The organism is Pontibacillus marinus BH030004 = DSM 16465 (assembly GCF_000425225.1).
GTDB classification, from domain to species: Bacteria; Bacillota; Bacilli; order Bacillales; family BH030062; genus Pontibacillus; species Pontibacillus marinus.
In genome coordinates, this window is the sequence record NZ_KE384338.1 from 1 (window position 1) to 18,616 (window position 18,616).

The 18,616-nt window shown below is 38.8% G+C and carries 20 protein-coding genes and 1 riboswitch; of the genes, 12 read left to right on the top strand and 8 right to left on the bottom strand.

Translation table 11 applies throughout. From position 1 onward, the window contains the following. Window positions 1-157: 157 nt before the first annotated feature. Window positions 158-1,150: an ABC transporter substrate-binding protein gene (locus tag H514_RS0121805; protein ID WP_027448877.1), complete on the bottom strand. Its 993-nt coding sequence runs from the start codon at window positions 1,148-1,150 to the stop codon at window positions 158-160. 195 nt (window positions 1,151-1,345) lie between these two features. On the opposite strand from H514_RS0121805, the gene H514_RS0121810 reads away from it, so the two are divergent. From H514_RS0121810 to H514_RS0121825, 4 genes are read left to right on the top strand one after another with little or no spacing between them, the layout of a single operon-like run. Next, entirely contained in the window at window positions 1,346-2,350 is a 1,005-nt protein-coding gene (locus tag H514_RS0121810) for a FecCD family ABC transporter permease (RefSeq protein ID WP_027448878.1), read from the top strand. Further along, complete coding sequence (locus H514_RS0121815; RefSeq protein ID WP_027448879.1) at window positions 2,347-3,396, top strand: FecCD family ABC transporter permease; 1,050 nt, start codon at window positions 2,347-2,349, stop codon at window positions 3,394-3,396. Before H514_RS0121810 ends, H514_RS0121815 begins: the two co-directional genes overlap by 4 nt. Before the next feature lie 14 nt (window positions 3,397-3,410). Continuing rightward, on the top strand, window positions 3,411-4,226 hold the full coding sequence (locus H514_RS0121820; RefSeq protein WP_027448880.1) for an ABC transporter ATP-binding protein: 816 nt from the start codon (window positions 3,411-3,413) through the stop codon (window positions 4,224-4,226). 4 nt (window positions 4,227-4,230) lie between these two features. Further along, window positions 4,231-4,986 (top strand): IucA/IucC family C-terminal-domain containing protein, encoded by a 756-nt coding sequence (locus H514_RS0121825; RefSeq protein ID WP_027448881.1) that lies wholly within the window; start codon window positions 4,231-4,233, stop codon window positions 4,984-4,986. A 216-nt stretch (window positions 4,987-5,202) separates the two neighbouring features. On the opposite strand, the gene H514_RS0121830 is transcribed toward H514_RS0121825, so the two are convergent. Continuing rightward, on the bottom strand, window positions 5,203-5,460 hold the full coding sequence (locus tag H514_RS0121830) for a DUF6154 family protein (protein ID WP_027448882.1): 258 nt from the start codon (window positions 5,458-5,460) through the stop codon (window positions 5,203-5,205). 121 nt (window positions 5,461-5,581) lie between these two features. Between H514_RS0121830 and H514_RS0121835 the strand changes: the two genes are divergently transcribed. Then, a complete protein-coding gene (locus H514_RS0121835; RefSeq protein ID WP_027448883.1) occupies window positions 5,582-5,941 on the top strand; it encodes a hypothetical protein in 360 nt (119 codons plus the stop codon). A 296-nt stretch (window positions 5,942-6,237) separates the two neighbouring features. Next, entirely contained in the window at window positions 6,238-7,731 is a 1,494-nt protein-coding gene (locus H514_RS0121840; RefSeq protein WP_027448884.1) for a glycine betaine uptake BCCT transporter, read from the top strand. Window positions 7,732-7,815: 84 nt separating this feature from the next. On the opposite strand, the gene H514_RS0121845 is transcribed toward H514_RS0121840, so the two are convergent. Beyond that, window positions 7,816-8,607 (bottom strand): DUF6612 family protein, encoded by a 792-nt coding sequence (locus H514_RS0121845; RefSeq protein WP_027448885.1) that lies wholly within the window; start codon window positions 8,605-8,607, stop codon window positions 7,816-7,818. 159 nt (window positions 8,608-8,766) lie between these two features. Between H514_RS0121845 and H514_RS23745 the strand changes: the two genes are divergently transcribed. Further along, entirely contained in the window at window positions 8,767-9,372 is a 606-nt protein-coding gene (locus tag H514_RS23745) for a hypothetical protein (protein ID WP_051255283.1), read from the top strand. A gap of 37 nt (window positions 9,373-9,409) precedes the next feature. Beyond that, window positions 9,410-9,883: an RNA deprotection pyrophosphohydrolase gene (gene ytkD / locus H514_RS0121855; RefSeq protein ID WP_027448886.1), complete on the top strand. Its 474-nt coding sequence runs from the start codon at window positions 9,410-9,412 to the stop codon at window positions 9,881-9,883. Window positions 9,884-9,985: 102 nt separating this feature from the next. Here ytkD and H514_RS0121860 read toward each other — a convergent pair whose 3' ends face one another. The 3 genes from H514_RS0121860 to H514_RS0121870 are packed head-to-tail and all read right to left on the bottom strand — an operon-like array spanning window position 9,986 to window position 12,554. Next, complete coding sequence (locus H514_RS0121860; RefSeq protein WP_027448887.1) at window positions 9,986-10,792, bottom strand: ABC transporter permease; 807 nt, start codon at window positions 10,790-10,792, stop codon at window positions 9,986-9,988. Continuing rightward, complete coding sequence (locus H514_RS0121865) at window positions 10,785-11,549, bottom strand: ABC transporter ATP-binding protein (protein ID WP_027448888.1); 765 nt, start codon at window positions 11,547-11,549, stop codon at window positions 10,785-10,787. Before H514_RS0121865 ends, H514_RS0121860 begins: the two co-directional genes overlap by 8 nt. Window positions 11,550-11,561: 12 nt before the next feature. Continuing rightward, window positions 11,562-12,554, bottom strand: a complete 993-nt coding sequence (locus H514_RS0121870) for an ABC transporter substrate-binding protein (RefSeq protein ID WP_027448889.1) — start codon at window positions 12,552-12,554, stop codon at window positions 11,562-11,564. A 100-nt stretch (window positions 12,555-12,654) separates the two neighbouring features. Here H514_RS0121870 and H514_RS0121875 point away from each other — a divergent pair, with 100 nt between their 5' ends. Continuing rightward, entirely contained in the window at window positions 12,655-13,428 is a 774-nt protein-coding gene (locus H514_RS0121875) for an alpha/beta hydrolase family protein (protein ID WP_027448890.1), read from the top strand. 39 nt (window positions 13,429-13,467) lie between these two features. On the opposite strand, the gene pckA is transcribed toward H514_RS0121875, so the two are convergent. Beyond that, entirely contained in the window at window positions 13,468-15,057 is a 1,590-nt protein-coding gene (gene pckA, locus H514_RS0121880) for a phosphoenolpyruvate carboxykinase (ATP) (RefSeq protein WP_027448891.1), read from the bottom strand. A gap of 185 nt (window positions 15,058-15,242) precedes the next feature. Here pckA and H514_RS0121885 point away from each other — a divergent pair, with 185 nt between their 5' ends. The 3 genes from H514_RS0121885 (at window position 15,243) to H514_RS0121895 (ending at window position 18,341) form a co-directional block, all read left to right on the top strand. Continuing rightward, on the top strand, window positions 15,243-15,623 hold the full coding sequence (locus H514_RS0121885; RefSeq protein WP_036843511.1) for a thiol-disulfide oxidoreductase DCC family protein: 381 nt from the start codon (window positions 15,243-15,245) through the stop codon (window positions 15,621-15,623). Window positions 15,624-15,691: 68 nt separating this feature from the next. Continuing rightward, window positions 15,692-15,804: riboswitch (SAM riboswitch) on the top strand. Window positions 15,805-16,063: 259 nt separating this feature from the next. After that, window positions 16,064-17,263, top strand: coding sequence for a methionine adenosyltransferase (gene metK / locus H514_RS0121890; RefSeq protein ID WP_027448893.1), 1,200 nt, complete (start codon window positions 16,064-16,066; stop codon window positions 17,261-17,263). 79 nt (window positions 17,264-17,342) lie between these two features. After that, the gene (locus tag H514_RS0121895) at window positions 17,343-18,341 is read left to right on the top strand and encodes a nuclease-related domain-containing protein (RefSeq protein WP_027448894.1); all 999 of its coding nucleotides are present in this window, start codon (window positions 17,343-17,345) and stop codon (window positions 18,339-18,341) included. 21 nt (window positions 18,342-18,362) lie between these two features. Here H514_RS0121895 and H514_RS25105 read toward each other — a convergent pair. Further along, window positions 18,363-18,616 (bottom strand): hypothetical protein (locus H514_RS25105; protein ID WP_036849534.1); only part of this gene is annotated, 254 nt, incomplete at its 5' end.

Sequence of the window (18,616 nt, forward strand, 5' to 3'; positions counted from 1 at the left end):
AAGCAACCCGTTCCACAGCCCGCCGCTCTCCACTAAAGTAACGGAACCATACTCAACTTATCTCGAATCCAAGTCTTCCACATAAGGGGGCTATAATGAGGAATTGTCAAATGAAAAAAGCTTGCCTCCAATAAACGAGGCAAGCTTTTTAATGGGGTTATTCTTCGTTTTTAAGCATGATTTCTTCTAAGTCACTTACCATTTCACGAGCTGCAAGGATTCCGCCAGCTGTGTTCCAAATAGCGTCACTAACTTTGTGAACATTGCCTTCTTTAGAAACTTCTAAGTTCTTGAATAATGGATCGTTTGTCCACTCTTCTTCAAGTTGAGTTGCTGCACCGTCACCAGTTTCATAAGTGAAGTAGAACATGATGTCACCATCCATGTCTGGGATGCGCTCTTTCGTTGCTTTTTCCATGAATTTGTTCTTATCTTGTGGAGCTGGACGTTCAAAACCAATTTTCTCTAGAATTACACCTGAGAAAGAATCTTTCATGTAAATACGTGCGTGGTCAGGTAAGAAGCGAACCACAGAAACTTTCTGGTTTAGTTTGTCCCCAGCTTTTTCAGCAAAGCTATTTAAGCTTTCATCAAATTGCTTGAGAAGTTCTTGACCTTTTTCTTGCTTGTTTAGAGCTTTAGCATATACTTTGAAGTTGTCTTGCCATTCACCTTTAAGGGTTTCAGAGAAGATTGTAGGTGCAATCTCATTAAGTTGATCATAAATTTTCTCTTGGCGAAGTTTGTTACCGATAATAAGATCAGGGTTTAATGAAGCGATTTTCTCAATGTTTACGTTTGACTCAGTACCAACAACTTCAACGCCTTCCATTTTGTCAGAAATATGGTCATACCAAGGATCGCCTGTCCATGATTTAACAGCGCCTACTGGTGTAACACCAAGTGCTAGTAATGCTTCTGTACCTTCGTTTGTAAGAATAACCACGTTTTCTGGCTTTTCCTTAACAGTTGTTTCACCCATAGCGTGTTCAACTGTATATGGCTCAAAACTGCTTTCCTTTTCTTTATTGGAATCAGACTGAGATTGGTTATCTGAAGATTCTTCGTTAGCTGATCCACATGCAGCTAGCATGCTTGCGCCTAATACCAATATAAATGTAAGTATAAAGCCTTTAAATGATATTTTCATTGTGTTATGTCCTCCTAATTGAATATGATTCTCAATACCAATTAGTATATTAGCCTATAGAGGTCCCTCCGTCAATACTAAATGAGAATAAATTTCAACAATTATTGAAAATGATTCTCAAAATCGTTGACACAGAGCTTATAGACTCCTAGACTTAAAAGTGGTAGAACGTATGTATGTTAAGGAGAAACGACCATGTTATTCGAGTCAACAAGATTAAAAGGCATTGGATTTATTATTGGTACATTCATTTTATTGATATGTATGTGGCTGAGCTTAGTCTTAGGATATACAGACGTTTCATATATGGATGTTTACCATGCATTTACAGCTTTTGATGGATCTAATACGCACATTGTCATTCGAAACGAGCGATTATCAAGAGTCCTTATGGCGACTTGTGTAGGCGCATCACTCGCTATAGCTGGAGCACTTATGCAAGCACTTACAAGGAACCCACTTGCTTCACCTGGGATTTTTGGAGTTAACGCAGGAGCTTCTTTCTTTGTCGTCCTCGCCGTTGCTTTTTCTAGAACACTTCCATTAAGCCAAATGGCTTGGATTTCCTTTGCTGGTGCAGCTTTTGCAGCAATTATCGTATATGCAATCGGTTCCTACGGTCGAGAAGGCCTAACGCCGGTTCGTCTCACTTTAGCAGGGGCAGCGATAGCTGGTTTATTTAGTTCTTTTACACAAGGAATCCTCGTACTAAATGAAAAGGCTTTAGATGAAGTGTTATTATGGCTTGCTGGTTCTATTCAAGGTAGGGATATTGAGTACCTAAAATCCATTTTTCCTTACTTTGTGCTAGCTTGGATTGGAACACTTCTTATTAGTAGGCACATCAACATCTTAACGATGGGTGAAGATGTAGCTAAAGGGCTTGGTCAAAAGACAGGTTGGATCAAAGTAGGTGCAGGCATTTTAATTGTACTTTTAGCTGGTGGAGCTGTTGCTGTAGCAGGACCTATAGGATTTATAGGGATTGTAGTGCCTCACTTTGCCCGCAGTATTGTTGGCTATGATTACAGATGGTTATTACCATACAGTGCAATTCTCGGTGGTATTTTACTTCTACTAGCAGATGTAAGCGCACGATTTATCATCATGCCACAAGAGGTTCCTGTAGGAGTTATGACAGCGATCATTGGCACACCATTCTTTATTTACATCGCTCGTAAAGGATTGAAATCCACATGAGAAAATATATTTCATTTCGAACAAGTCGTTTCTCTTTCTTCTTAGATAAAAAAGGATTAGGATATTTTAGTTTATTTTTCTTAGTAGCTTTAATTATTGCCTATCTATCTGTATCACTTGGTGAATACATTGTGTATCCAAGTGATGTGTTTCAGGTTATTATGGGTAACGGGGAAAAAATGCATTCCTTTATCATTACAACACTTAGACTTCCTAGGTTATTAGTTGCTTTATTTGTAGGTATTGGCCTGGCTACTAGTGGGGCTATTTTGCAAGGAATGATTCGAAACCCACTTGCATCACCTGATATCATAGGAATTACAGGCGGCGGGTCTTTTGCCGTAGTTATGTTCCTAACCCTATTTAGTGATAAAAGTGATTCGTTATCTGTAAGTATTCATTGGCAACCTGTTGCAGCGTTTTTAGGCGCTATGATTATTGGATTACTTGTTTATATATTAGCTTATCAAGGCGGTGTTTCGCCGATTCGAATTATCTTAATTGGAATTGGGCTATCATCTTTAACACAAGCACTCACAACATTAGGAATGATTCTTGGTCCAATATACCGCGCTTCTCAAGCTAACATTTGGTTAACTGGAAGTGTTTATGGAGCGAATTGGGACCATGTAAATATAATTGCACCAGTAACACTTGTTTTAGTCATTATAGCCTTATTGATTGCAAGGAGAATTAATGTCCAAGAGCTTGGAGACGACCTTGCAGCTGGAGTTGGATCGCATTTACAACGTGATCGCTTATTGTTTTTAATCATTAGTACAGCACTTGCAGGGGTTGCTGTTTCGTTTGCAGGCGGAGTTGGTTTTGTTGGATTAATGGCACCTCACATTGCAAGAAGACTTGTAGGTTCTTCCTATGGTGCACTAATTCCAATATCTGCTTTAATTGGAGGCATCCTTGTTATGGGAGCTGACTTAATTGGGCGTACTGTTTTCCTACCGCTTGAAGTACCGGCTGGTGTATTCACAGCTTCGATAGGTGCCCCTTACTTCATTTACTTACTTTTCAGAAGTAAGAGGTCATAAAAGGAGAGATGGACATGAACTCTTTAACAACGAAAGATTTAATATTAGGTTATGGAGAGGAAACGATAATTGACTCTCTTGATATTGATATTCCTGAAGGTGAAATTACAGTTTTTGTAGGGGGAAATGGTTGCGGGAAGTCAACGTTACTTCGTTCCATGGCTCGATTATTAAAACCGAAGGATGGAGAGGTTGTTCTTGATGGTGAAGCTATTGCAAAGCTATCTACAAAAGAAGTGGCAAAACAATTAGCTATTTTACCACAGAGCCCAGTAACCCCAGAAGGCTTGACCGTTCTTCAACTAGTGAAACAAGGTAGATATCCGTACCAATCATGGTTTAAACAATGGTCAAATGAAGATGAAGAAGCTGTAGAAGAAGCCCTTCGTGTAACCAATATGACTGAATTCAAAGAACGTAGTGTTGATTCGCTATCAGGTGGACAGCGTCAACGTGCATGGATTGCTATGACGTTAGCTCAGGATACGGATATTATCCTTCTTGATGAGCCGACAACATACTTGGATATGACGTATCAAATTGAGATTCTGGACTTATTATTTGAACTCAATGAGCGAGAAGGTAAGACCATTGTGATGGTTTTACATGATCTGAACTTAGCATCTCGGTATGCTAATCATATCGTTGCCCTTAAAGAACGTGGTATTTATGCTCAAGGTAAACCTGAAGATGTTGTAACATGTCAATTCGTTCAAGATGTTTTTGAGATGACATGTAATGTTATGACTGATCCTTTATTCGGTACGCCAATGTGCATTCCACATGGAAGAGGTCGTTGTCTCATACAGCAGCAAAGACAAAGTGGGTGAGGATATGACTACTTTAAGACAAGAAGAGGTTCAATTGCTTAGTGAACATTTTAAATATTATAATCCTAAAGCAGATGACCATGAAACGCCACTTGATATTGTGTATGGAGAAGAGTTATTTACAAAAGAAGGGCTTCAAACGCTTTTAGATAAACTTCATGTGTATTGGACATCTGAGGATAAGCTTGCGACTGCTTCAATGTTTACAAAGCGAATTGGGATTTATATGGTTACAACTTATTTGGTACCGATGACCTTATTTTCCAAGATGCCTGGTCTAGATAGTGAAGGTATTAAAATGATTCGTTTGGATGAAAATTCCCTTTGGTTTCCGAAGTGGAAGAATGATAATGCCTTAAATAGTGTTCAAGGGGATCAAGATCGTGAAGAGTGGGTTAAAGAGCAGGTAACGTTATTAATTCAAGAAATGATTCTTCCGCTTTTTCAAAATGTCCATCATATTACGAAATTACCTATGACAACCATGTGGGAGAACTTAGCTATTTATATCTACTGGTTTTATGAACAGTATTATTCTAAGATAGCGAATGATGAGATTCAGACGCAGGCTCAAGAGGATTTTAAAGTGATTAAGGATGACCTGAGTGGAGATATCTTTCAAAGTAAGCGTAACCCACTTGCTCAATTACAATACCAGCCTTGTCAGCCTGATGGAGCTCATATGAGGAAGTTATGTTGTCTTACTTATAGAATGAATGATGACAGTAAATATTGCCGAACTTGCCCCAACCGTCCTTAATGGTTTGGGGTTTTTTATCTAGAACTAAAAAAAGAACACAAAAAAAGAGCGCAGGTGACGTCCATGCGCTCTGTTTACAGGAGATTTTAAGATAACTGACAACCATAAGTCTTATCTTACCTCTATTATATCGTATTTTGCTCAAAAATATACCTCTATTGAGAGATTTGTGCAATATTTCTACTAAAATTTTTATAAATAGGTGTATAAAGGGTGTTAATGAATTTTCTTCCTTTTCTGCTCAATAGGTTGAAAACGTGTCGGTGTAAGCGTTTTCTTTTTATTGCAATCAATATACTCTAGGACCGATGAAGCAACAAGGTCTTGAAGCTCCTCTTTTTTGCAGTCTTTCAGTATGTGAATCAAATCATCGTGGTCTAACTGTTCTAATATGGAATAAACAAAAATCGGTAAATGATCTTCCTTTGAAAAGTGTTTTTTATATAACGCTAAAAGGTCATCAGCAAATTTCATCCTTATCTTCCTTTCTCTTAGTAAAACCCTCACTTTGTACATTACCTTATGCAAGTTTTTAGAAATGTTGTTCATAATTATTAAAAATAAAGCAAAAAGTAAACAGTAGGAGGGTGATTAGATGGAAGAAGAGAAGAAGACATTTTATATAAACTTAGGTTCACAAGAGATATCTCAAATTAAAGAAGGGAACAATGATGCTTTTACGATTCAAGCCACAGAGGAAGAGATGTTCCGTTTACGTCAGGTTTTGAATGAAGTATTCAATGCAGATGAACGTTCATTTTGGAGGTCTCATGTCCCTTATCGTCATTATTCAAAGGATGAAGATAATGATGAATATGATTATGAGATGAGACATGCTTATCAAATGATCTATGATCTGGGCGATGAAAAAACAAAAGCATTTATCGAAGAAATTGGTATGAAGCAGGATGAAGAACCAGATGAAATTTATGATGAGAAAAACCCTTTGGAGTAATCTAAAGGGTTTTTCTCATCATAAATATTTGGTTTAGCAATGACGTTAACCGACTTATCAGAAAATAATCCTTACATGATCTGAATCCTTTGAAATGACTGAGAAATCAGCTTTGATAAAGCCTTTAATAGTGAGAATAACATAGATATGGTCTATCAAAATTTTATGTAGTTTGTGTCTTAATCGTTGACTTTAGCATGAAAAATGTTAAACTTACATCCGGAACAAATCGTTTGTATCAAATGTACAGTTTAAACTTTACATATTGTTACATCTGACCTATGAAAGGGGATTTCATGAAAAAAGTCACACCTGTATTTTGGATTTCAATTGCAATTGCAGCGGTATTTGTCCTATGGGGAATTATCGCTCCAGAAAACTTAGGAGACCAAACAGGAAAAATTCAAGCATTCTTATCAGCTAAGTTTGGTTGGTTTTATTTACTTACAGTAGCTATATTTCTCATCTTTTCAGTATATTTAATTTTCAGTCCGTATGGAAAGTTACGCTTGGGTCAACCCAATGAGAAGCCTGAGTATAATAAAATAACTTGGTTTGCCATGCTGTTCAGTGCTGGTATGGGAATTGGACTTGTATTCTGGGGATCAGCAGAACCACTTGCCCACTTTGCAAGCCCACCAACTGGTGATCCAGAGTCAACCGAAGCAGCCAAAAAAGCCTTACGTTATGCATTCTTCCACTGGGGCTTTCATGTTTGGGCGATATACACTGTAATTGCTTTAGCAATCGGGTATTTCAAGTTTCGTCGTAATGTACCTGGTGTTATTTCTGCTACATTCCAACCGTTACTGGGAGAACGTGCAAATGGACCAATCGGTAAAGCAATTGACGTAATTGCTGTATTTGCAACAATCTTTGGTGTCGCAACATCACTTGGACTTGGAGCAAAGCAAATCTCTGGTGGATTATCTTATATTACAGCAATTCCAAACAATCTAACGACTCAATTTGTTATCATTGCCATCGTTACTGTGTTGTTTATGATTTCAGCATGGAGTGGCTTAAGTAAAGGGATTAAGTATTTAAGTAATATTAATATTGTTCTTGCGATTGGCTTGGTCGCAGCAACACTTGTGTTAGGTCCAACTGTATTTATTATGGATTCTTTCACTACAACATTAGGAGCTTATTTCCAAAACCTACCGATGATGACATTCCAAATGGCTCCGTTAAGTGCAGAGCACAATGGATGGATTCAAGGTTGGACTGTATTCTATTGGGCATGGTTTATTTCTTGGTCTCCATTCGTTGGGACATTTATTGCCCGCGTATCAAAAGGACGCAGTATTCGTGAATTTGTTATGGGGGTTCTGATCGTACCAAGTATCTTTAGTGCATTTTGGTTTGCTGTATTCGGTGGTACTAGCTTAAAACAAGAACTAGATACTCCAGATATCGGTTTAACAAGCTTACCTGCTGAACAAGCACTATTCGGTACATTTGAAGCACTTCCTATGGGCTTGATTTTAACGATTATTGCGATTGTGTTAATTAGCACATTCTTTATCACTTCCGCAGACTCTGCAACATTTGTTTTAGGTATGCAGACGACAAACGGTAGTTTAAACCCACCTAACGTAGTTAAGTTAAGCTGGGGAGTTATTCAAGCCTCAATTGCAGCAGTTCTATTGGCATCAGGAGGTTTAGGTGCGTTACAAACTGCGGCGATTGTGTCAGCCTTCCCGTTCGCGATCATACTGCTCTTTATGGTTTGGTCGCTTCTGATAGCATTGAAAGAGGATGCTAAGTCAGCGAATCTAAAAAAATAGTAATCAATCAAAAAGGCTATGACATTCTGTCATAGCCTTTTTACGTGCTTTATGATGTTTGATACCTTTAAAGTAGGTTTCGCCTTATGACGGCCCCATAGGCATTTCTTGTGCGTTCTTTTTCACTTCTTCTGGAACAGTAATTTCTTCGAATTCATTATACTTGCTATATGTTGCATGAATTTTTTCTTTAATAATAGATTTTTCACCATTTTGTTCAATTTCAAGATCCATACTCAAATCAAGAGCCTTAGGGTAATAATTATCTTTATTAACCGTAAACTTATAGTCTAGTTTCTTAATCGAAATGCTTTTTAATACATCTTCATTTAATGCGTTATTTGGGAGGTTTTGCTGGAGCATCTCTTTTACAAAACCTTTCATTTTATCTTCAGAAGAAGAAACAGATAACACATAGCTGTTTTCTTTCTCCTCTAGATTAAAGTCTTCTACGTATTTTTTCAGTTGTTTTAATTGTTCACCAGGCTTTTGTTGTGCCTGACTCATTTGTGTTAATTGATCCATCATATTTTTTGGAGCCTTTAACCATTGATCTGTACCAGGTTGTTGCATATACATGCCATTCTCTGTGTAATACATCTCAACGGATTGCCCCATGATCTCCATAGTTTGATGTAGCGCCATTGGATCTATTACAACTTTACCTTTTGTAGTAATCGTTGTTTTTTGTGCAGGAATACCAGGCATGGACATATCCATATCCATGTTCATATCCATTTGATAGCTATTCAGATCATTGCTAGCCTCAATTGCGTTATTGTAGATATCCTGAAGGCTTTTTTCTTCACCAGAACAACCTGCAAGGGCAAGTATAAGGGCAATAGCAGTAACGGCCATTGTTATAACTCTCTTCATTTTGTCTCCTCCTTAAGTATTTCTCATATATTAGTACGGTTGAGAAAAGATATAGTTTCATCCAAATGAATTTTTTGAAATTGATGTTTATCTCCCCCTCATACAAGGAATAATTAAAGTAGAGCATCTTAAGAGATTAAAAAGGGGGGACAGACATCCATGAATGCTACAACAATACGAAAAAAATTAGGAATATTGACACTGATTTTCGTTATGACAGCCCTGTTCACCATGCAACAATCCACATACTCTATTAATGCAGAAGGTACACAAGGAAAAGAGGCACAATCACATTCAAATCGTGCCGATGTTAGTTTCCGTAAACATTCAGAAGATAAAACACTACTTGCTACAACCAATACACATTCTACCAAAGGGCAGACTTTGAAGCATGAGGATATTGTCCAATTAACGGATCAATTTATGAAGAAATTAGTTCAAAAGACAGACGATCAAAACAAAGTACTTAAGTTCAAAAGTAAAAACGAATTAATAAAATCATTTCAATCCATAACAACAACTTCGCTTGCAAAGAAATATATTGATTATTATTATAAAGAATATAATGATGATCTATTTATTGTTCCAACCGAAACGCCACCTTGGTTCATTCAAGATGAAGATTACGAAAAGACAGTTACTGAGAATGGACAAGTTCATGTGAAGCAAAGCAATAAAACAGAACTATATGGTGCGTACACGGTCGAATTTACATTTGAACAAATGGATGGAAAATGGAAGATCATTGAAATTAAGCACTCATAACATTGGATATGAAGCATTTAAAGGCAGTTGATCGTTCTTGTACACTTTTTATGATTATTACAACAATGAGGTGAAACTTTCATTTACCCACCATCCTTTTTCAGCGAATCCCAAGCATGTTTGGGTCATTGCACGCTATCAAGGTCAATGGCTACTCACAAAGCATAAGGATCGCGGCTTAGAGTTTCCAGGAGGTAAAGTGGAAAAAGGGGAAACCCCAGATGAGGCAGCCGTTCGAGAGGTTCGTGAAGAAACAGGAGGAATCGTTGAAGACTTAACGTATATTGGTCAATATTTTGTTGATGGTAAAGCTGGTCGCATTATTAAAAACATTTATTTTGCGAATATTTCAGATCTGGCTAAACAAACAAACTATTTTGAAACGAAGGGCCCTGTGCTGGTAGATCGATTACCTCAATCGATAGAAAAAAATCCTTCTTATAGCTTTATGATGAAGGACAAGGTTTTGCCTCGCAGCCTAGAGTATATTGAAAAAACACAGCTTCTTTAGTTGCTGTGTTTTTTTATTGCTTTTTTACAAACATTTTATTCCATTAATACTACAAACCAAATAAACTCAAAAGGAGGCTTCCTCCAATGGAAGCCCCTCTACTTATTGCTTGATTAATCGTTTCTCCAACCGTTCCACCAGCTGATACATAATAGCAGCGAAGATCGCGATCATCATCAGGCTTGATAACACGAGTGTGAAATCGAAGACCTGGAATCCGTAGATGATGAGATATCCTAACCCTTTCTGCGATACAAGAAATTCTCCTACTATAACGCCGACCCATGACAGTCCGACATTTACTTTAAACGTTGAAATGATCGTTGGAAATGATGCTGGTAACACAGCTTCTTTAAAGCATTGATAGCGGTTTGCACCAAAGCTATTCATCACTTTCAAATAATTCTCATCGACACCTTCGAATGCAGAGTAGACTACAATCGTTGTGATAATAACCGAAATAATGGCGCCCATTGCAATAATCGAGAAATATCCAGGTCCTAGGGCCACGATAATGATGGGGCCAAGGGCAACCTTAGGCATCGCGTTTAATATGACTAGATAAGGATCAGAAATTTTGGATACTTTAGGAAACCACCATAGGATCGCAGCTAACAGAATTCCAAGAAATGTACCTAATAGAAATCCAGCCACGGTTTCAAATAAGGTGACTTGCATATGCAAGAGCAAGCTTCCATCTGTAAACTTCTTCACTAAAAGATTAGTGATTTTTGATGGAGAACTAAAGAGTAATGGATCCACCCACTGAAAACGGCTACTCATTTCCCATACTGCAAAGAAAAAGACACAAATGAATACTTGCCATACTCTTATGGATTGTTTCTCTTTTTTTAACCTTCGTTCATATTGTTCGAAGCGCTTTTGATCGGATAAAGGAGTTTTACTCAAGCTTATTCAACTCCTTCCATATGTCTTGAAATAATGCATTGAAATCATTGTGTTGTCTTGCATCAAAAGGAGATAATGTTTTGAGATGAGAAGGGACACCAAATTTTTTTGAAAGGCGACCAGGATTCGCACTTAATAGATAAATGGAATCGCTCATTGCAATCGCTTCTCCGATATCATGTGTTACAAGTAGAGACGTCTTGTTATAGCTTTTTAAGGTATTAGAAACTAAGTCCTCTAATTTAAGTTTTGTCTGGTAATCTAAAGCGGAGAAGGGTTCGTCGAGTAAAAGAATTTTTGGATCTGTCATTAATGTTCTGGCTAATGCGACTCGCTGCCGCATCCCTCCTGAAAGTTGAGAAGGGTAGGATTGTAAAACATTTCCCAATCCTATTTCACTCAATATCGATGCGGCTTTTTGTTTAACTGCTTCTGATCGATCTCCTTGAATGTACGGACCCAGCACAACATTTTGTTCAATTGTTTTCCACGGAAAAAGGTAATCTTGTTGAAGCATATAACCAATACTAGCTTTTTGTTCTTTTAAGGGTTTTTGGTCAATTAAAACCTGGCCTTCAGTGGGCTGAAGTAATCCAGCAACGATCGAAAGTAGTGTAGTTTTCCCGCAACCACTAGGGCCGAGGAAGGAGACGAATGAACCTTCCTCAACGGATAGTGAAATATCCTCAATCGCTTTTGTAAAACCACTTTTGGTAAAGTATTGGTGCGATAGATTGTTTAAATCGAGGAATGCCATAGCACTCCCTCCTTACTTCTTAATAACATCCTTAGCGATGTCAGTATTAACGAGTGTGCTATGCTGTACATCTTCAGGTAGCTCACCTGCTTCATCCATAATCGCTTTTAGATTGTTCCACTCTTCTTTATCTAAGATTGGATCTGTAGCGAAAGAACCTTGGCTTTTATAACGATCTACGACAATCTCAATAAGCTCTAAGTCTGAATCTTCAAAGTAGGGCTGGATCACTTCTGCGATTTCTTTAGCACTGTGTTCTTGAACCCACGTTTGGGCTTTATGAAGGGCACGTGTGAATTTCTCAATGGATTCTTTGTTTTCATTCATGTAACTTTGTTTGGCCATAAATACGGTGTAGGGAACGTGACCTGATTCAGTTCCAAACGAAGCGACGATATGCCCTTTACCTTCTCGCTCAAAAACACTAGCTGTTGGTTCGAAAAGCTGAACATAATCCCCCGTTCCTGATGCGAAGGCGTTAGGAATATTGGCGAATTCTACATTTTGAATAAGGTTTAAGTCTTCATGAGGATCGATTCCTTTTTGCTTTAGCACATATTCTCCTACCATCTGAGGCATGCCGCCTTTTCGTTGACCCAAGAACGTGCTACCTTTTAGATCCTCCCATTTAAAGTCTGGTTGTTCTTCGCGTGCTACTAAGAAGGTTCCATCGGTTTGAGTCAGTTGTGCGAAGTTGATAACAGGGTCATTGGCTCCACGAGCTTTTACATAAATAGATGTTTCAGATCCTACTAAAGCAACATCTGCACCATCAGATAGCAGGGTGGTCATAGTTTTGTCTCCACCCCATGTAGTTTTCAAATCTACTGAAATTCCTTCATCCTCAAAAAATCCTTTTTCTAACGCTACATATTGTGGTGCATAGAAGATAGAACGTGTTACTTCAGCCACTCTTATTTCAGTTGGCTCATTAGAACACGCAGCTAAGGGTAAAATAAGTACAAATACCAGTGAAGCATATAACAACAATCGTAATTTTTTCATTGCAGGTCATCCTCCTGTAAGATCAATAATATAAGCTACAGCTATCGTATGCCGATAATAAAATTGTGTGAATGCCTATATATAAAGGGGACATGGTATGATCGATGGAACAATTATAAAAAAACAACGTTATCCATCTCCGAATCCAAATTTAAAAGTTTTTCTTGTGACCTATTGGAGTGATGGTTTACGAGTTAAAGGGTTCTTGGTAGAGCCAGTACAAAAAGGGAGTTATCCTGGCTTTTTATATTTAAGAGGTGGCATCAAAAATGTCGGAAAGGTACGGATTGGACGGATTATTCAATTTGCTGCTCAAGGATTTGTTGTGTTTGCACCGTGTTATCGTGGAAATTTAGGAGGAGAGGGTCGAGAAGATTTTGCCTTACAGGACCGAGCTGATGCAAATAATGGTGCAAGACTGTTACAGGCCCATCCTCAAGTGAATGGTATAGTCAATGTGTTTGGATTTTCTCGTGGGGGTGTAATGGGTTTATGGACTGCAATCGAGGTACCTGGTATACATAAAGTTGTTTGTTGGGGAGGCGTGAGTGACGTGACGCTTACATACAAGGAACGGAAAGATTTACGAAGAATGCTGAAGCGTGTAGTAGGCGGTACTCCGAATAAGTTTCCTGAGCGTTATGAAGCTAGAAACCCTTTATCTCGATTAGATGAATTACAATCTCCGGTATTAATTATTCATGGGGCTCATGATGAAAATGTTTCAGTCGAACACGCTCATATGCTAGAAGAACGATTGCGTGAATTAGACATCCCATTCACCAGTTGGATCTATCATGATCTAGATCATTACTTTCCACCTTCAGTAAACAGACGGACAGTTGAACAATTATCAAAGTGGCTTAAAGAATGAAAAAACCCGGCTCACACAAAGAGAGCCGGGTTTTTAGTCTTATTTTTTATAAGTTGGACCAGCATTACGAATTGCTTCACTAAGTCCATCGAATTTATTAAAGTTATCATGAAATTTCATCGCAAGCTCTTGGGCTTTTTCTTCATATTGTTCTTTATCCTCCCAAGTTGACTTCGGAATAAGAACGCTATCAGGTACGCCTGGGCAGTGAGTAGGAACTGTTAATCCAAAGATTGGGTCTTTTGCTATTTCACTGTTATTTAATTCTCCTTCAAGAGCTGCTTGAATCATGGCTCTAGTATGAGAAAGCTTCATTCTGTGACCTTCACCATAAGGGCCACCAGTCCATCCTGTATTCACTAAGAATACATTTGCGTTAAACTGATCAATTTTTTCACCAAGCATCTCAGCGTAAGTGGATGCATGAAGTGGTAGGAATGGTGAGCCGAAGCAAGTTGAGAACGTTGCTTCCGGAGATGTAACGCCTCGTTCTGTTCCAGCTAATTTGCTTGTATAACCGCTTAAGAAATGATACATCGCTTGCTCTTTTGTTAATTTTGAGATAGGTGGAAGGACACCAAATGCATCAGCCGTTAAGAAAATAATAGTGTTTGGATGACCTGCTAAACTAGGCTGAACAATGTTATCGATATTTTGGATTGGATAAGCTGCACGTGTATTTTCAGTTAAGGATGTATCGTCATAGTTAGGGTGTCTTGTATCTGGATCCACCTTAACATTTTCTAAAACTGATCCGAATCGAATAGCATCATAGATTTGAGGCTCTTTTTCACGAGTGAGGTTAATGCATTTTGCGTAGCAACCTCCTTCGATGTTAAATACACCGTTGTTGGACCATGCATGCTCATCATCACCGATTAGTCGACGATTTGGATCAGCAGACAATGTTGTTTTCCCTGTTCCAGAAAGGCCAAAGAAAAGAGCTACGTCACCTTCTTGACCGACGTTAGCAGAGCAGTGCATAGGAAGCACATCTTGCTGCGGAAGCAAATAATTCATCACAGAGAAGATGGATTTTTTAATTTCTCCTGCGTACTCTGTACCTCCGATTAAAACAATACGGTGTTTGAAAGACACTAGAATGAAGGCTTCAGATTTTGTACCATCCACCATAGGGTCTGCTTTAAAAGAAGGAGCAGATACCACGGTGAATGCGGTTTCATGATTGTCCAACTCATCCTCTGTTGGACGGATAAATAATTGGCGGGCAAATAAGTTATGCCAAGCGTATTCGTTAATTACCTGTAGTGGTAAGCGGAATTTTTCATCAGAACCAGCAAAACCCTTAAATTCAAAGAGTTCATTTTTTTCTTTCAGATATTTAAGAACTTTAGCGTATAATCCTTCAAAGATTTCTTCAGAGATCGGTTGATTAACGGATCCCCAATCTACAAGATCTTTTGAAACTTCATCTTCAACAATAAATTTATCTTGTGGAGAGCGTCCTGTATAACGACCGGTTTCAGCACGAACAGCACCTGTAGCTGTTAAGCTTCCTTCTCCTCGTTGAAGGACTTTCTCTACTAATTCAGCAACAGATAAATTTTTCCAAATATTTGATTGAGCCAACAAATCCGTTAATTTTGATTTTTGATTAACCGTATTCATCTTAGAGAACCTGCCTTTTCCATAAGTTTCATGATAATCGTCATGAGACGCATATGTTATTTTACGTATAAATAGTATAACACAATTAACTTAATCGTCCATACTAATATTTTCGTATTTATTAAATGCGGAATGGAGGATGTTATTGATATACTATTGGTACCATCATAAAGGTTGTGAATAAAATGCGTAAAACAATGGTACTGTATGACCGTTATTGCTTTTTATGCCAACAGTCTAAGAAGTGGTTAGAAAAAATGGATTGGTTGAATCGGTTAAGATGGGTTTCTCTACAAGAGTACTCTCAAAAGCATACTATTTCTGAAGATAAAATGAAGGCTATGAAAGCCGAACTTCATGCAATCACACCAGATCAAAAGGAACACGTTGGTTATGACGCTATGAAAGTAGCTTTTATTCGATGTCCATTAACTTTCGTGCTTGGTATTCTTATGTATATACCCAAATCGGGTATAGTTGGTAAACCTGTTTATCGATTCATTGCCAAAAATCGTTATCGACTATTTAAGTCCAAATGTAAAAATGGTTCATGTGGTATTCATTGAGCACGAGAAACCCTGCACAAGTTGACATGAGAATGTGAAAACGATATGATATATCGCGAACGGAAACTCTCTTATCCAGAGTAGGTGGAGGGACAGCCCCTGTGAAGCCCAGCAACCGTCACCATTAACGGTGAAAAGGTGCTAACCTGATGCAAGGTGAGATAGCCTTGAACGATAAGAGCGAATGGATCCCTTTCCCTTTGCTCGAAATAGTGGGAAAGGATTTTTTATTTTATAACTACTTTTCTTATACTTCATTCGTTTATATCTTCTACACACACACCAGGAATGAATAGACCCTTTCACTTTTATACAAAAGTGAAAGTCCATCTCTTTATCTCATAGAATACGAAACTGGGTGATGAGTTCCGTCTAAAAATTAATGAAGGAAAATCTTTTTAGATGAAGGTAAGGTTTTCTTGAAGGAGGAGTTCGAGGGAATGGCTGCAAATCGCCGCTTATTTACATCAGAATCTGTAACGGAAGGACATCCAGACAAAATCTGTGACCAGATCTCTGACGCAATCTTAGATGAAATTTTAAAAAATGACCCCAACGCTCGTGTAGCTTGTGAAACAACAGTAACAACCGGTTTAATTTTAGTTTCCGGTGAGATTTCTACAAACACATATGTAGATATTCAAACCATTGTTCGTCAAACAATTAAAGATATCGGATACACACGTGCGAAGTTTGGTTTTGATGCAGAAACATGCGCTGTCCTTACTGCAATTGATGAGCAATCTGCAGACATCGCAGCAGGTGTGAATACTGCACTTGAGGCTCGTGAAGGCCAGATGACAGATGAAGAAATCGAAAATATTGGGGCAGGAGACCAGGGTCTAATGTTTGGATATGCTTCCAACCAAACCCCTGAACTTATGCCGTTACCAATTTCTTTAGCTCACAAACTTTCTAAACGCTTATCTGATGTTCGAAAAGATGAGACGTTAGAATACTTGCGTCCTGACGGTAAGACACAGGTAACAGTTGAGTATGATGAAAACGACAAGCCAGTTCGTATTGATACGATTGTCATCTCAACTCAGCACCATCCTGATGTTACATTAGAACAAATCCAAGAAGACCTTAAGGAACATGTCATTGGACCAGTTGTACCAAAAGATTTACTAGATGAGGATACAAAATACTTCATTAACCCAACTGGGCGCTTCGTAATCGGTGGACCACAAGGTGATGCAGGTCTAACAGGACGTAAACTGATCGTAGATACTTACGGAGGTTATGCTCGCCACGGTGGAGGAGCCTTCAGTGGTAAGGATGCAACAAAAGTTGATCGCTCCGCAGCTTATGCAGCTCGCTATGTTGCGAAAAACATTGTAGCAGCAGGATTATCGGAATCATGTGAGGTTCAGCTAGCATACGCGATTGGCGTTGCCCAACCTGTTTCGATTTCCGTAGATACGTTCGGCACAGGAAAAGTATCAGAAGAGAAACTAGTTGAAGCGGTACGCAAAATCTTTGACCTTCGCCCAGCTGGAATTATCAAAATGCTAGACCTACGCCGCCCGATCTACCGCGACACAGCAGCATATGGACACTTTGGTCGCACAGACGTTCAATTCCCATGGGAGCAAACCGATAAAGTGGATGAATTGATTGCATTGGTGAAAGAATAATATTAGGCAGAGCGCACTCTTAGGGGTGGGCTCTTTTTTTGCATTCTTAGGTTCGCAACTGTATATTTTAGGAAAAGGAGTGATTTTTATTAGACGTGAAGACAGAGCTGTACCCATTGTCCTTATGCAAGAAGAAGCCCTTCTGGAAAGGTTGGAAGAGGCGTATCCCAAAAGGAATGTTTTGAAAGAGAGTATTTCTAGTAGACAAGCCGGTCATAGAGGAGAAATAACCCTCGATTACTACCTTCGTTTTTTGCCACACAAAGAATACTACATCATACGAGGCGTACGTTTAATTATTTTTGGCGAACCATGCCAAATCGACACACTCGTGTTAACACCTCGCGCCGCTTTTGTTATTGAAGTGAAAAATCTCCAAGGCGAACTTAGTTATGATGAAAACTCCGGTCAATTCACACAAACAACAGCCAAAAAAGGAAAAAAATCTATCGCAAACCCACTTCTGCAAGTAGAACGTCATCAACTCCAATTTGAAAAATGGCTCCACTTTCAAAAGGTTTTTTCTTATCCCATTATCCCACTTGTTGCCATCAGTAACCCCTCCACGATACTGAATTTTCCACAAGGAAACCCTCACCAATGGAAAATAGCCCATTCCGAGAACATTCCTACAAAAATTAAACAGATCGAACAGAACTATGCCAACCGAAACCAAACTGTAGATTTCGGTTGGTTGGAGAAGAGGTTAATGGAAGATCATAGGCCGGGGTATTATCATACTTTGAAGAAATTTGGTGTCTCTCCTACTGAATTAATCACAGGGGTAAGGTGTAATAATTGCCTAAGATATAGGATGGTGAGGAAACGTAAAAGGTGGGAGTGTATTAATTGTGGACATAGGTCGTTAAATGCAGATGCCAAAGCTATAGCAGATTACTTTTTACTTTTAAGTTCTAGTATTACTACTAAAGAATGCAATGAGTTTTTACATCTTGAAAATAGGTACCAAGCTATAGGAATTTTGAAGAGGTTAGGGCTTGAAAAGGAGGGAGCGAGTACGGGTACAATTTATAAAAGACCAAAGGATATTTTAAATCAATTAATAAATAAAGAATAACAATAGTAATTAAGAACATTCTTAAAAATTAAAAAGACTCAGAGGGAGAATCCCACGCGCAGGCAGGAGAATCCCACGCCCGGGGAGGAGAATCCCACGTCCGAGGAGGAGAATCCCACGCCCGAGGAGGAGAATCCCACGCTCGAGGAGGAGAATCCCACGCTCGAAGAGGAGAACCCCACGCGCGAAGAGGAGAACCCCACGCGCGAAGAGGAGAATCCCACGCTCGAAGAGGAGAATCCCACGCTCGAGGAGGAGAATCTCACGCCCGAGGA